A 13,318-nucleotide genomic window follows, 5' to 3' on the forward strand; every position below is an offset into this window, starting at 1 on the left:
GCATAGGGGGCCACGACGACGACCCGCGCGCCTCGGCGCACGCCGGTCGCGGCCGCCGAGCCGATCGCACTCGCCAGGGAGGCGCCGCCCTGGGTGGGTCCGCTTGACGTGCTTCTTGTCGCGGGCGACGACCCCGGTGATCCCGCATTGGTCGCAGCGGCCGCGACCGGCGTGCGCCGAGGCGCGCGGGTCGTCGTCGTGGCCCCCTATGCGGGTCCGCTGCGCGACTCCACGGCCGGTCGAGTCGCGGTGCTGGAACCACGACTACGGGTTCCCGACGAGTTCGGGTTGTGCCGCTACCTGGCCGCGGGCCTGGCCGCGCTGAGCATCGTGGACCCCAGGCTGCAGATCGACCTGGCGTCGCTGGCCGACGAGCTCGATGCCGAGGCGCTGCACAACAGTGCCGCCCGCGAGGTGTTCACCAACCCGGCCAAGACGCTTGCCGCGCGCGTCTCGGGGCGCCGGGTCGCGCTGACCGGTGACAACACCGCCACCCTGGCCCTGGCCCGGCACGGCAGCTCGGTGCTGCTGCGGATCGCGCACCAGGTGGCCGCGGCCGCCTGGCTGGCTGACGCGGTGGTGGCGCTGCGGGCCGGCGCTGCCTCCGGCGCCGCCGGTTATTCGGGGGATGCGTTGTTGTTCCACGACGAGCAGCTCGACGGGCCGCTGCCCGAGCGGATGCGGGTGCTGGCGCTGACGCTGGCCGGGGAGCGGACGGTGGTCGGTGCCCGGATCGCCGGGCTGGACGACATCTACCTGGTCACGGCCGAGGACGCGACGCAGGACCCCGGCGTGGCCGGGTCGGATGGCCTGCTCATACCAGCCGACGCTCAACGTCCCGAACAGCAACTGGCAATATTGGCCGTTCGGCTGGAGATGGCCGCGGTGTATTTGCGACTGGCGCGGGGATAGATACAAGGTGGAATTGCTACGCGGAGCGTTACGGACATACGCCTGGGGATCGCGTACCGCCATCGCCGAGTTCACCGGGCGGCCGGTGCCGGCCGCCCACCCCGAAGCCGAACTCTGGTTCGGTGCGCACCCGGGTGACCCCGCCTGGCTGGAAACCGACAATGGCGAAGCCTCGTTGCTGGAGGCGCTGAGCGCCGATCCGGAGGGACAGCTCGGTCACGGGTCGCGCGCCCGGTTCGGCGATGTGCTGCCGTTCCTGGTGAAGGTCCTGGCCGCCGACGAGCCGTTGTCGCTGCAGGCCCACCCCAGCGCCGAGCAGGCTATCGAGGGTTATCTACGGGAAGAGCGGCTGGGCATTCCGGTGGCTTCGCCGGTGCGCAACTACCGCGACACCAGTCACAAGCCCGAGTTGCTGGTGGCGTTGCAGCCTTTCGAGGCGCTGGCCGGATTCCGTCCGGCCGCCCGCACCCGCGAGCTGCTGCAAGCGCTGGCGGTATCCGACCTCGACCCGTTCATCGACTTGCTCAGCGACCAGTCCGACGCCGACGGCCTGCGTGCGCTGTTCACCACCTGGATCACCGCGCCCCAGCCCGACATCGACGTGCTGGTGCCCGCCGTGCTGGAGGGCGCCATTCACTACGTCAGCTCCGGCGCGACGGAATTCGCCGCGGAAGTCAAGACGGTGCTGGAGCTGGGCGAGCGTTATCCCGGCGACGCCGGGGTGCTCGCGGCGTTGTTGCTCAACCGGATCAGCTTGTCGCCGGGTGAGGCGATATTCCTGCCGGCCGGCAACTTGCACACCTATCTGCGTGGTTTCGCGCTCGAGGTAATGGCCAACTCCGACAACGTATTACGAGGCGGTCTGACTCCCAAGCACGTCGATGTGCCGGAGCTGCTGCGGGTGCTGGACTTCGCTCCGACCGCGGAGTCGGAACTGCGGCCGCCGATCCGGCGCGACGGGCTGGAACTGGTTTACGACACCCCGGCCGAGGAGTTCGCGGTCGCGCTGCTGGCGCTCGACGCAGATCAGCTGGGCCACGAGATCGATGCACCCTCGAGCCATGAGGGCCCACAGATCTTGTTGTGCACCGAGGGTTCGGCCATGATCCATGGCAAGTCGAAGTCGTTGACGCTCAAGCAGGGCCTGGCTGCCTGGGTGGCCGCGGACGACGGCCCGATTCGGCTGCTCGCGCACGAGCCCACGAAACTGTTCAGGGCTACCGTAGGGCTGTGACGGCTTGCCGGCGCTCGCCGAGCCAAAGCCGCAGGTTGTGGGCGATGGTCCGGCCGACGATCCGCGGCGGCGGAATCATGTACAGGCTGTCGAGCAACGAGAACCGGCGTAAAAACCATTCGGCCAGAACGGGATTCGTTTCGGCGGCGCCGAGGAATTGGTCGAACAACGCACCAGATGGCCGCCACCACCAGGGGATCGGCCCGGTGACGCCGTGGTGGAAGGTGATGTCGCCGATGGCGTTCATCATCCACACCGGATACGTCGTCTTCCGGGTGAGCCGGGTGAATTCGGCCGCAAGGTTTTTCGTGGGAGATTGCAGCGCCCGGCGCAGATTGCCGGCTTGCAGCGACGTCATCGTCATGCCCTGCCCGAAGGTGGGGTTGAAACTGGCCACGGCGTCACCGAACGGGATGATGCCCGCCGGGAACCGCTCCAGCTTGTCGTAGCGGCGCCACCTGCTGGCCGGAAAGGCATGCAGGACCGGGCTGCCCACGGGTTCGGCCCGCGCCAGCGCTGCGGCGAATCGGGCCGGCAGCAACCGGTCGGCGAGCGCGCACATCTCGGGGAAGGCCGACGGCGGCTTGGTGTGGGCGACGCCGAAGGTGGTGATCACCCAGGTGCCGTCCTCGTAGCACAGCATGCCCAGGCCCAGCGACTGGTCATGTGAGGCGCCGGCGACCACCACCTTTTCCCGCAGCAGGCCGTCGGGGAGGCGGAACTGCTGGCTGGCGTAGTTGATGCCAATGTCCACGGTTTCCTCGGCCGGGCGCTGAAATCCCCACTGCGTCAACCAGACCGGTAGCCGGGTGCCCCGCCCCGCCGCGTCGACGACGAGATCGGCGGCCCGGAACTCGGGATCTCCGTCGCCGCGGGGAGCCAGCAGCACCCCGGTCACCCGTTGCCGGGCGGGTTCGAACCGCGGTTCGAGAACGAGTCGTTGCACGATCTCAACGTTGTCGATGTCGAGGACCCGCCGGCGCAGCTGCCATTCCAGATGCGGCCGGCTGGGCACATAGGCGGTGAACTCTTTGCGCAGTGTGTGTGCTGTCCCCAGGACGTGGCCCGCGGCCCCGAAGTAGATGCAGTCCGGGCGGTTCTCCAGCATGGGCACACCGGCGGCAACCATGTCTTTCAACAGGCCGGGGAAGAGGCCGTCGAATTCGTCTGCACCACGGGCCATCAGCATGTGCAGGTGCCGGTCTTGGGGAACCGTGGCGCGGTTGGCCGGTGCGTCCGGCAGCTCGTCGCGCTCGAAAACAGTCACCCGGCTGAAAAACTCCGAGAGCACCCGCGCCGCGCACAGCCCCGCGATGCTGGCGCCGATGACGACCGCATGGTCCCTGGTATCCGTCGTGCTCGCCAAGCTCCCCCGCATTCCCGCAGCGTACCCGCTACTGCCGGGGCGACCGGCGCTCGCGCAGCCACAGCCGCATGTTGTGCGCCACGGCGCGGCCGATGATCGGCGCCGACGGCACCGTGTACAGGCTGTCGAGCAGCGAGATCCGACGCAAAAACCATTCGGCCAGAACGGGATTGGTTTCAGCGGCACCGAGGAACTGGTCGTAGAGTGCGCCGACCGGCCGATACCAGCGCGGCATCGGCCCGTCGGCGTGTTGGAAGCAGCGGTCGGCGATCGCGTTCATCGTCCACACCGGTCGGGTGATCTTGGCGGCGGCCCGGTTGAATTCGATGGCCGGCTCGCCGAGTGCGGATTGCAGTGCCTGGCGCAGCCGGCCGGCCTGCAGGGACGCCATCGTCATGCCCTGCCCGAAGGTGGGATTGAAGCTGGCGACGGCATCGCCGAACGGGATGATCCCGGACGGGAAGTGACTCAGCTTGTCGTAGCGGCGCCATCTGCTGACCGGAAACGTGTGGAATGCCGGGGCGCCGACGGGTTCGGCCCGGGCCAGCGCATCGGCGAAACGGCTTGGCAGCAGCCGGTAGCCGAGCTCACGCATCTCGTCGAACGTCGAGGGTGGGGTGGCTTTGGCGACCCCGAACGTCGTCAAGATCCAGCTGCCGTCCTCGTAGCACAACATGCCCAGGCCGAGCGATTGCCCCGGGCCGACACCGGTGACCACGATTTTCTCCCGGATGAGCCCGTCCGGGATGGTGAGCCGGTGGCTGGCATAGCCGATGCCGACGTCGACGGTGTCCTCGGCCGGGCGCTGATATCCCCACTGCGCCAACCACACCGGCAGCCGACTGCCGCGGCCGGCCGCATCGACGACGAGATCGGCCGCGACGAACTCCGGATCACCGGCGCCGGTCTGCAGCAGCACACCGGTTACCCGGTCGCGTGCGCTGTCGAACCGCGGCTGGCTGACGTTGTGCCGCCTGATCTCGACGTTGCGAAGGGCCAGCACCCGTCGTCGCAGCTGCCACTCCAGGTGGGGCCGGCTCGGCAGATAGGCGGTGAACTGCTTACGCAGTTGCCGGCCGATGCCCAGGACATGGCCCACCGCGCCGAGGTAAATGCAGTCCGGGCGGTTGTCCAGCATCGGCACACCGGCTGCCACCAGCTGCGCCAACAGACCGGGGAACAGCGCCTCGAACTCCAGCGCGCCGCGGGCCATCAGCAGGTGCAGATGACGGTCCTGGGGGACCGCGCCGCGATACGAGGGCGTGTCCGGCAGTTCGTCGCGCTCGAAGACGGTCACCGTGGCATAGAAATCAGAAAGCGCCCGCGCTGCGCACAACCCGGCGATGCCGGCGCCGATGACGACCGCGTGGTCCCCGGGGTTTGCGGTGCTGTTTCGCAAGCTCGCCCTCATCCCCGGCAGCGTACCCAGTACTGTGCGGTCACAGCTGCAGACGAGAGGACACGCATGGCCGATCGATGGCGCACGAAGTCGGTAGAGCAATCGATCGCTGACACCGACGAGCCGGAAACTCGGCTGCGCAAGGAGCTCACCTGGAGAGACCTGGTGGTCTTCGGTGTTTCGGTGGTGATCGGGGCCGGTATCTTCACGGTCACCGCCTCGACTGCCGGCGACATCACCGGCCCGGCCATCTGGGTGTCGTTTCTCATCGCGGCGGGCACCTGTGCGCTGGCGGCCCTGTGCTATGCCGAATTCGCTTCGACGCTGCCGGTGGCCGGCAGCGCATACACCTTCTCCTATGCGACTTTCGGCGAGTTCCTGGCGTGGGTGATTGGCTGGAACCTGGTCCTGGAATTGGCTGTCGGCGCGGCCGTCGTCGCCAAGGGCTGGTCCAGCTATCTGGGCACGGTGTTCGGATTTGCCGGTGGCACAATCCATCTCGTGTCGGTCAACTTCGACTGGGGTGCGTTGCTGATCGTCGCGGTGGTGGCGACGCTGGTCGCGCTGGGCACCAAGTTGTCGTCGAGGTTTTCTGCCGTGGTCACCACCATCAAGGTGTCGGTGGTGGTCTTCGTCGTGATAGTCGGCGCGTTCTACATCAAGGCCGCCAATTACTCGCCCTTCATTCCCGAACCCGAACCCGAACATCAGGGCAAGGGCGCCGATCAGTCGGTGCTGTCGCTGCTGACCGGAGCCCATGGCAGCCACTACGGCTGGTATGGCGTCCTGGCCGGCGCGTCGATCGTGTTCTTCGCGTTCATCGGCTTCGACATCGTGGCCACGATGGCCGAGGAGACCAAGCATCCGCAACGCGACGTGCCGCGGGGCATTCTGGCGTCGCTGGGCATCGTCACGCTGCTCTACGTCGCGGTGTCGGTGGTGCTGTCCGGCATGGTGTCCTACCGGCAGCTGCGCACCGTGCCGGGCGGCGGCCAGGCGAACCTGTCCACCGCCTTCAAGGCCAACGGGGTGTACTGGGCCAGCGGCATCATCTCCGTCGGGGCGCTCGCCGGGCTGACCACCGTGGTGATGGTGCTGATGCTCGGGCAGTGCCGGGTCCTGTTCGCGATGGCACGCGACGGACTGTTGCCGCGGCAGCTGGCCAAGACCGGGCCACGCGGCACGCCGGTGCGGATCACCGTGCTGGTCGCGGTGGTGGTGGCCGCGACGGCGTCGGTCTTTCCCATCACCAAGCTGGAAGAGATGGTCAACGTCGGCACCTTGTTCGCCTTCGTCCTGGTGTCCGGCGGTGTGATCATTCTGCGCAGGAAGCGGCCCGACCTCGAGCGCGGCTTTCGGGCGCCGTGGGTGCCGTGGCTTCCGATCGCCTCGCTGTGCGCGTGTCTGTGGTTGATGGTGAACCTGACCGCGCTGACCTGGATCCGCTTCGGTGTCTGGCTGGTGTTGGGCACCGCGGTCTACGTGGGCTACGGGCACCGGCATTCGGTGCACGGAAACCGGGAGGTGGCCAACGCGGTGTCTGACACGTAAGGCATCGTTGGAAACTTGGTGTACAAATCTATGTCTGATGTCTAGACAGCAGACGTAGATGGCGGTAATGTCCAACCTCAAGCGTGGTGTGACTCACGAGGAGGTTTGGCATATGACCACACAGTTCAGTTCCGAGTTGGCGCAAGCTCCCGAAGCGGAGTGGCGCGATAAGAAGCGCCACCTGTGGCTGATGGGATTGATCGCCCCGACGGCGTTGTTCGTGATGTTGCCGATCGTGTGGGGGCTGAACCAGCTCGGCTGGCACGCCGCGGCCCAGGCGCCACTCTGGATCGGACCTTTCCTGGTCTACATCCTGTTGCCGCTGCTGGACCTGCGCTTCGGCCCCGACGGCCAGAACCCGCCCGACGAGGTGATGGAGCGGCTGGAAAACGACAAGTACTACCGCTACTGCACCTACATCTACGTCCCGTTCCAATACCTCAGCGTGGTGCTGGGCGCCTACCTGTTCACCGCGTCCAACCTCGGTTGGCTCGGCTTCGAGGGCGGTTTGAGCTGGGCGGGCAAGATCGGTGTTGCCCTGTCGGTCGGTGTGCTCGGCGGCGTCGGCATCAACACCGCCCACGAGATGGGTCACAAGAAGGAGTCGCTGGAGCGCTGGTTGTCCAAGATCACCCTGGCCCAGACCTGCTACGGCCACTTCTACATCGAGCACAACCGCGGGCACCACGTGCGGGTGTCCACCCCGGAGGACCCGGCGTCGGCCCGCTTCGGGGAGACCTTCTGGGAATTCCTGCCGCGCAGCGTCATCGGCAGCCTCCGGTCCGCGGTCGGGCTGGAAGCCCAACGGATTCGCCGGCTCGGTAAGAGCCCCTGGGACCCCCGGACCTACCTGTCCAATGACGTGCTCAACGCCTGGGCGATGTCGGTGGTGTTGTGGGGAGTGCTGATCGCGGTCTTCGGCGTGGGCCTGATCCCGTTCGTGATCATCCAGGCGGTGTTCGGCTTCAGCCTGCTGGAAGCGGTCAACTACCTCGAGCACTACGGACTGCTGCGGCTGAGGACCGGCACCGCTTCCGGGAAAGCCCGCTACGAGCGCTGCGCGCCGGTGCACAGCTGGAACTCCGACCACATCGTCACCAACCTGTTCCTGTACCACCTGCAGCGGCACAGCGACCACCATGCCAACCCCACCCGTCGTTACCAGACGTTGCGCAGCATGGACGGGGCGCCGAACCTGCCCAGCGGGTACGCCTCGATGATCTCGCTGACCTACTTCCCGCCGCTGTGGCGCAAGGTGATGGACCACCGGGTGCTCGAGCACTACGACGGCGACATCACCAGGGTCAACCTGCACCCCCGGGTGCGCGCCAAGATGCTGGCCCGGTACGGGGCCCCGCAAGGAGCCCGGCGAGGAGACGCAGCATGATGGCGGCCTATCGGTGCCCGGTCTGCGACTACGTCTACGACGAGGCCAAAGGTGAAGCCAGGGAAGGGTTTCCAGCCGGCACCCGATGGGAGCAGATTCCCGACGAGTGGTGCTGTCCGGACTGCGCCGTCCGGGAGAAGGTCGATTTCGAAAAGGTCTAGTTCGACTCCGATGCGCGCCGCGTCGGCGCGGCGTGCCGAGGAGCCGGATCAAGTAACACCAGGAGGAACCAAATGAGCGACTACAAACTGTTTCAGTGCGTCCAGTGCGGCTTCGAGTACGACGAGGCACTCGGCTGGCCGGACGAGGGCATCGCACCCGGCACCAGGTGGGAGGACATCCCGGAGGACTGGAGCTGCCCGGACTGCGGGGCGGCGAAGTCCGACTTCGTGATGGTGGAGGTGGCCCGGTCGTGATGGAGACCAACGTGCTGGCGGAAACATATATTGTCGCGCCTGTGAAGCGGATTCCTTACGCCGAGGCATCTCGGGCCCTGTTGCGCGATTCGGTCCTGGATGCGATGCGGGATCTGTTGCTGACCCGCGACTGGTCGGCGATCACCCTGTCCGACGTGGCTCGCGCCGCAGGCGTCAGCCGGCAGACCATCTACAACGAGTTCGGCTCTCGGCAGGGCCTGGCGCAGGGCTATGCGCTGCGCCTGACCGACCGCCTGGTCGACCGGGTGCATGCCGCGCTGGATGCCAACGTGGGCAATATCTTTGAGTCGTTCTTGCAGGGTTTTCGCGCTTTCTTCGCCGAGTCCGCGGCCGATCCACTGGTGATTTCGTTGCTGACCGGCGCCGCCAAGCCCGATTTGCTGCAGCTGATCACCACCGACAGCGCGCCCATCATCAACCGTGCGTCGGCCCGGCTGGCGAAGGCCTTCACCCAGACCTGGGTGGCCACCAGCGACGACGACGCCGGAGTGCTCTCGCGGGCGATCGTGCGGCTGTGCTTGAGCTATGTGCCGATGCCGCCGGAGGCCGACCACGACGTTGCTGCGGACCTGGCGAGGTTGATGACGCCGTTCGCGGAACGCCACGGGGTGATCAATATCCCCTGACCTGCGAGGCTGGGGGCCGGGGGCTACAGTGGCCGAAGAGCATACCTAGGCTATGTCGCCTCGCTCAGCTTCCCGCAGGCCCACAGTAAGGATCAAACACGCCATGACGACGACCGAAACTTCGTTAACCCCCGACGTTCGTAACGGCATCGACTTCAAGATTGCCGATCTGTCGTTGGCGGATTTCGGTCGTAAGGAACTGCGCATCGCCGAACACGAGATGCCCGGCCTGATGTCTCTGCGTCGCGAATACGCCGAAGTGCAGCCCCTCAAAGGCGCCCGCATCTCCGGTTCGCTGCACATGACCGTGCAGACCGCGGTGCTGATCGAGACGTTGACGAGCCTCGGTGCTGAAGTCAGATGGGCGTCCTGCAACATCTTCTCGACCCAGGACCATGCGGCGGCCGCCGTCGTCGTCGGCCCGCATGGCACGCCCGAGGAGCCCAAGGGTGTCCCGGTGTTCGCGTGGAAGGGCGAGACACTCGAGGAGTACTGGTGGGCCGCCGAGCAGATGCTGACCTGGCCGGATAATGAAGCCGGGCCCGCTCCTGCAAATATGATCCTCGACGACGGCGGCGACGCCACCATGCTGGTGCTGCGCGGAATGCAGTACGAGAAGGCCGGCGTGGTGCCGCCCGCCGAGGAAGACGACTCCGCGGAGTGGAAGGTGTTCCTGAACCTGCTGCGGAACCGGTTCGAGACCGACAAGGGCAAGTGGACCAAGATCGCCGAGTCGGTCCAGGGTGTCACCGAGGAGACCACCACCGGTGTGCTGCGGCTCTACCAATTCGCCGCGGCCGGCGACCTGGCCTTCCCGGCGATCAACGTCAACGACTCGGTGACCAAGTCCAAGTTCGACAACAAGTACGGCACCCGACACTCGCTCATTGACGGCATCAACCGCGGCACCGACGCGCTGATCGGCGGCAAGAAGGTCCTCATCTGCGGCTACGGCGACGTCGGCAAGGGCTGTGCGGAAGCGATGAAGGGCCAGGGCGCGCGGGTCCAGGTCACCGAGATCGACCCGATCAACGCGCTGCAGGCGATGATGGAGGGCTTCGACGTCGTCACCGTCGAGGACGCCATCGCCGACGCCGACATCGTCGTCACCGCCACCGGCAACAAAGACATCATCATGCTTGAGCACATTAAGCAGATGAAGGACCACTCGATCCTGGGCAACATCGGCCACTTCGACAACGAGATCGACATGGCCGGCCTGGAGCGCTCCGGGGCGACCCGGGTCAACGTCAAGCCGCAGGTCGACCTGTGGACCTTCCCCGACACCGGCCGCTCGGTCATTGTGCTGTCCGAGGGCCGGCTGCTGAACCTGGGCAACGCCACCGGGCATCCGTCGTTCGTGATGAGCAACAGCTTCGCCAACCAGGTGATTGCCCAGATCGAGCTGTGGACCAAGAACGACGAGTACGACAACGAGGTGTACCGGCTGCCCAAGCACCTCGACGAAAAGGTGGCCCGCATCCATGTCGAGGCGCTCGGTGGTCACCTGACCAAGCTCACCAAAGAGCAGGCCGAGTACCTCGGCGTCGACGTCGAGGGTCCCTTCAAGCCGGATCACTACCGCTACTGAGTGGCCCGCTACTGAGTGGCCTGCTTGGTCGCCATAGGTAGCTAACGGCGCATCGCGCGGGTTCACGTGTACCGGCAAGGCCTTTTTGGCCGGCTCGTCTGGGTCTCGGCCGCTGGTGATGTCAGCCGTTGGCGCCGGGGGTTCCGGGCGTGCCGTCGGGCAGGCCGTTGGTGCCCGGCTGCCCGGGGTTGGCGATGCCGCCCGTGCCGTTGAAGGAGTTGCTGCCGCCGCTACCGCCCATCCCGCCGTCACCGGTGCCGTTGACGCCGGGCGCCCCGCCGTTGCCTCCGTTAGCGCCGGCTCCGGCGAGGCCGGTGGCGTTGGTCGATGTCCCACCGTTCGAGACCAGGAGATTGCCCCAGCCGCCGTTACCGCCGTCGCCGCCGTCGCCGCCGAGCGCACCGCCCGTACCGTTGAGGCCGCCGTCGCCACCGTCGCCACCGATCGCGGTGCCGTTGGTGATGCTGGACCCTTGGTAGCCGTTGAGTTCGTCGTAGGTCATGACCCAGGCGTTGCCGCCGTCGCCGCCGTTGCCGCCGCTGCCCCCGGTTCCGGTACCACTGACGCTGGCCCCGGTGCCAAGGGTATCGACGAGGCCGGTGCCGCCGGTGCCGCCGTTGGTGCCGTTGGTGCCGTTGCCGATGATCCATCCGCCGTCACCGCCCCTACTGCCGGCCGGGCCGGGGGCAGTGCCCGCCGCACCATCGGCGCCGTTGCCGAACAATGGGCACCCCGTCAAGGCCTTCACCGGCGAATAGTCCGAAACTGACTGGCCGGCCTGCACCAAGGCGGCCAACGGCGAGGCATTGGCCGCCTCGGCGGCCGCATATGCGCCACCGCCCACCGACAACAGCTGCGTGCACCTGGAATGGAATAGCGCGGCTTGGGCGCTCAACGCCTGAAAGTTCTGCCCATAGCCGCTTAGCCCGAAGTGATCGCCGCCGACACCTCATCCTGGGCGGCGGGCAGAATGCCGGTCGCGCCGGTCGCCGCTGTCGCGGTGGCCTCCCCGATTGTCTGCCCAATTTCACTCAGTTCTGCCGATGCACCGGCCAATACCTCTGGTGTTGCTATCAGCTGCGACATCGGGTTTCCTGTCTAGGTCGGCGAATTTACAAACTCGTTAATTCATGACAAGGGGATCGTAGGTTTGAGCCAGTGCCTTCGCCGGCGCTTTGGAATATTTGAAAACTCGTACGTCCATCTTTGTGTCCACAAGCACTGCCCTCTGGAGGAGCCGATCCGTCGCCTGCGCCCAGTCGAGTCAACCGGTGTCGGCGGCCGAGCGTGACGCCACAGTCACGTTCAGCGCCGAGTGTGACTGCAGCGTCACGCTCGAGGCAGCGACTAGGCTCGCGCCGTGCTGATCGCTATCGAAGGCGTCGACGGCGCCGGCAAACGGACGCTGACCGAGGGTCTGCGCGCGGCGTTCCACGCGGTCGGGAAGTCGGTGGCCACGCTGGCGTTCCCGCGCTACGGGCGCTCAGTCGCCGCCGACATCGCCGCGGAGGCCCTGCACGGGGGGCACGGTGATCTCGCGTCGTCGGTGTACGCGATGGCGACGCTGTTCGCGCTCGACCGCGCCGGCGCGGCGGCTGAGATCGCGGAGCTGCGGCGGAACTACGACGTGGTGATCCTGGATCGCTACGTCGCCTCCAACGCCGCCTACAGCGCGGCCCGGCTGCACGAGGACGCGCGTGGGCAGGCGGTTGCCTGGGTGCGGCAACTCGAATACCAGAGGCTGGCGCTGCCCGCACCCGACTGGCAGGTGCTGCTGGCGGTGTCCGCCGATCTCGCCGCACAGCGGGCCCGCGGCCGGGCCGAAGCCGACCCCGGGCGGGCGCGCGACAGCTACGAGCGTGACGACAAGCTGCAACAGCGCACCGGCGCGGTGTATGCGCAACTGGCCGCCGCGGACTGGAACGGACGATGGTTGGTGGTCGACTCCGAGGTCGATCCGGACCGGCTGGCGGCGACTCTGATGGCCTCAAATGATCGATTTTGAGACTATTTGCCCATATCAATGACGAAACGCCCGGGTGGAATCGCAGTTTTGTCCCGTTCTAGTGCCACCATGGACACCATGAGGCAAAGGATTCTCGTCGTCGATGATGACGCTTCGCTGGCAGAGATGCTGACCATCGTGCTGCGTGGGGAGGGCTTCGACACCGCGGTCATCGGTGACGGCACTCAGGCCCTGACCGCGGTGCGCGAGCTGCGCCCCGATCTGGTGCTGCTGGACCTGATGCTGCCCGGCATGAACGGCATAGACGTATGTCGTGTGCTCCGTTCGGACTCCGGCGTTCCCATCGTGATGCTGACCGCCAAGACCGACACCGTCGACGTGGTGCTTGGTCTCGAGTCGGGCGCCGACGACTACATCATGAAGCCGTTCAAGCCCAAGGAGCTGGTCGCCCGGGTGCGGGCCCGGCTGCGCCGCAACGACGACGAGCCCGCCGAGATGTTGTCCATCGCCGACGTCGACATCGACGTGCCGGCGCACAAGGTCACCCGCAACGGTGAGCAGATCTCGCTGACGCCGCTGGAATTCGACCTGCTGGTCGCACTGGCACGCAAACCCCGCCAGGTGTTTACTCGTGATGTGCTGCTCGAACAGGTGTGGGGATATCGTCACCCGGCCGACACCCGGCTGGTGAACGTGCATGTCCAGCGTCTGCGGGCCAAGGTCGAGAAAGACCCGGAGAACCCGACAGTGGTGTTGACCGTTCGAGGAGTGGGATACAAGGCCGGACCTCCGTGATCCCCGGGGACGACCGCGACGCCCCGAGGGTACCGCCCGTCGGCGCGGGAGTGC

General features: G+C 66.8%; 13 protein-coding genes and 1 pseudogene. 10 read left to right on the forward strand and 4 right to left on the reverse strand.

Annotation, left to right across the window (positions count from 1 at the left end; all coding sequences use genetic code 11):
- Nucleotides 1-51 precede the first annotated feature (51 nt).
- Together EET03_RS05545 and manA are read left to right on the forward strand one after the other, a co-directional pair.
- A pseudogene (locus EET03_RS05545) lies at nucleotides 52-912 on the forward strand (TobH protein); the annotation flags it as partial.
- Between the two features lie 7 nt (nucleotides 913-919).
- Nucleotides 920-2,146, forward strand: a complete 1,227-nt coding sequence (gene manA, locus EET03_RS05550) for a mannose-6-phosphate isomerase, class I (RefSeq protein ID WP_075544236.1) — start codon at nucleotides 920-922, stop codon at nucleotides 2,144-2,146.
- Here the strand turns inward: manA and EET03_RS05555 are convergent.
- Together EET03_RS05555 and EET03_RS05560 are read right to left on the reverse strand one after the other, a co-directional pair.
- Nucleotides 2,130-3,524: an FAD-dependent oxidoreductase gene (locus tag EET03_RS05555; protein WP_075544235.1), complete on the reverse strand. Its 1,395-nt coding sequence runs from the start codon at nucleotides 3,522-3,524 to the stop codon at nucleotides 2,130-2,132. The genes manA and EET03_RS05555 overlap by 17 nt on opposite strands.
- 16 nt (nucleotides 3,525-3,540) lie before the next feature.
- Nucleotides 3,541-4,923: an FAD-dependent oxidoreductase gene (locus EET03_RS05560; RefSeq protein WP_075544234.1), complete on the reverse strand. Its 1,383-nt coding sequence runs from the start codon at nucleotides 4,921-4,923 to the stop codon at nucleotides 3,541-3,543.
- A gap of 54 nt (nucleotides 4,924-4,977) precedes the next feature.
- Between EET03_RS05560 and EET03_RS05565 the strand changes: the two genes are divergently transcribed.
- From EET03_RS05565 to ahcY, 6 genes are all read left to right on the forward strand, one after another.
- Nucleotides 4,978-6,462: an amino acid permease gene (locus EET03_RS05565; RefSeq protein ID WP_075544233.1), complete on the forward strand. Its 1,485-nt coding sequence runs from the start codon at nucleotides 4,978-4,980 to the stop codon at nucleotides 6,460-6,462.
- Between the two features lie 112 nt (nucleotides 6,463-6,574).
- On the forward strand, nucleotides 6,575-7,849 hold the full coding sequence (locus EET03_RS05570; protein WP_075544232.1) for an alkane 1-monooxygenase: 1,275 nt from the start codon (nucleotides 6,575-6,577) through the stop codon (nucleotides 7,847-7,849).
- Nucleotides 7,849-8,010: a rubredoxin gene (locus tag EET03_RS05575; protein WP_036398064.1), complete on the forward strand. Its 162-nt coding sequence runs from the start codon at nucleotides 7,849-7,851 to the stop codon at nucleotides 8,008-8,010. The genes EET03_RS05570 and EET03_RS05575 overlap by 1 nt, the downstream gene beginning before the upstream one ends.
- A gap of 72 nt (nucleotides 8,011-8,082) precedes the next feature.
- Nucleotides 8,083-8,265 (forward strand): rubredoxin, encoded by a 183-nt coding sequence (locus EET03_RS05580; protein ID WP_023371557.1) that lies wholly within the window; start codon nucleotides 8,083-8,085, stop codon nucleotides 8,263-8,265.
- A complete protein-coding gene (gene alkX / locus EET03_RS05585; protein WP_075544231.1) occupies nucleotides 8,265-8,912 on the forward strand; it encodes a TetR family transcriptional regulator AlkX in 648 nt (215 codons plus the stop codon). Before EET03_RS05580 ends, alkX begins: the two co-directional genes overlap by 1 nt.
- A gap of 103 nt (nucleotides 8,913-9,015) precedes the next feature.
- The gene (ahcY, locus tag EET03_RS05590; protein ID WP_063468932.1) at nucleotides 9,016-10,503 is read left to right on the forward strand and encodes an adenosylhomocysteinase; all 1,488 of its coding nucleotides are present in this window, start codon (nucleotides 9,016-9,018) and stop codon (nucleotides 10,501-10,503) included.
- A gap of 121 nt (nucleotides 10,504-10,624) precedes the next feature.
- Here the strand turns inward: ahcY and EET03_RS30075 are convergent, their stop codons facing one another.
- Nucleotides 10,625-11,398 (reverse strand): PE domain-containing protein, encoded by a 774-nt coding sequence (locus tag EET03_RS30075; protein ID WP_082274814.1) that lies wholly within the window; start codon nucleotides 11,396-11,398, stop codon nucleotides 10,625-10,627.
- Between the two features lie 26 nt (nucleotides 11,399-11,424).
- Nucleotides 11,425-11,589 carry a PE domain-containing protein gene (locus EET03_RS32320; RefSeq protein ID WP_082274813.1) on the reverse strand — a complete coding sequence of 55 codons (165 nt, stop codon included), beginning with the start codon at nucleotides 11,587-11,589 and terminating at the stop codon, nucleotides 11,425-11,427.
- A gap of 274 nt (nucleotides 11,590-11,863) precedes the next feature.
- On the opposite strand from EET03_RS32320, the gene EET03_RS05610 reads away from it, so the two are divergent.
- Complete coding sequence (locus EET03_RS05610; protein ID WP_063468931.1) at nucleotides 11,864-12,508, forward strand: dTMP kinase; 645 nt, start codon at nucleotides 11,864-11,866, stop codon at nucleotides 12,506-12,508.
- Nucleotides 12,509-12,577: 69 nt separating this feature from the next.
- Complete coding sequence (gene mtrA / locus EET03_RS05615; RefSeq protein ID WP_036417860.1) at nucleotides 12,578-13,264, forward strand: two-component system response regulator MtrA; 687 nt, start codon at nucleotides 12,578-12,580, stop codon at nucleotides 13,262-13,264.
- Nucleotides 13,265-13,318 lie beyond the last annotated feature (54 nt).

Origin of the sequence: Mycobacterium innocens (assembly GCF_900566055.1) — a bacterium.
Classification (GTDB): Bacteria; Actinomycetota; Actinomycetes; order Mycobacteriales; family Mycobacteriaceae; genus Mycobacterium; species Mycobacterium innocens.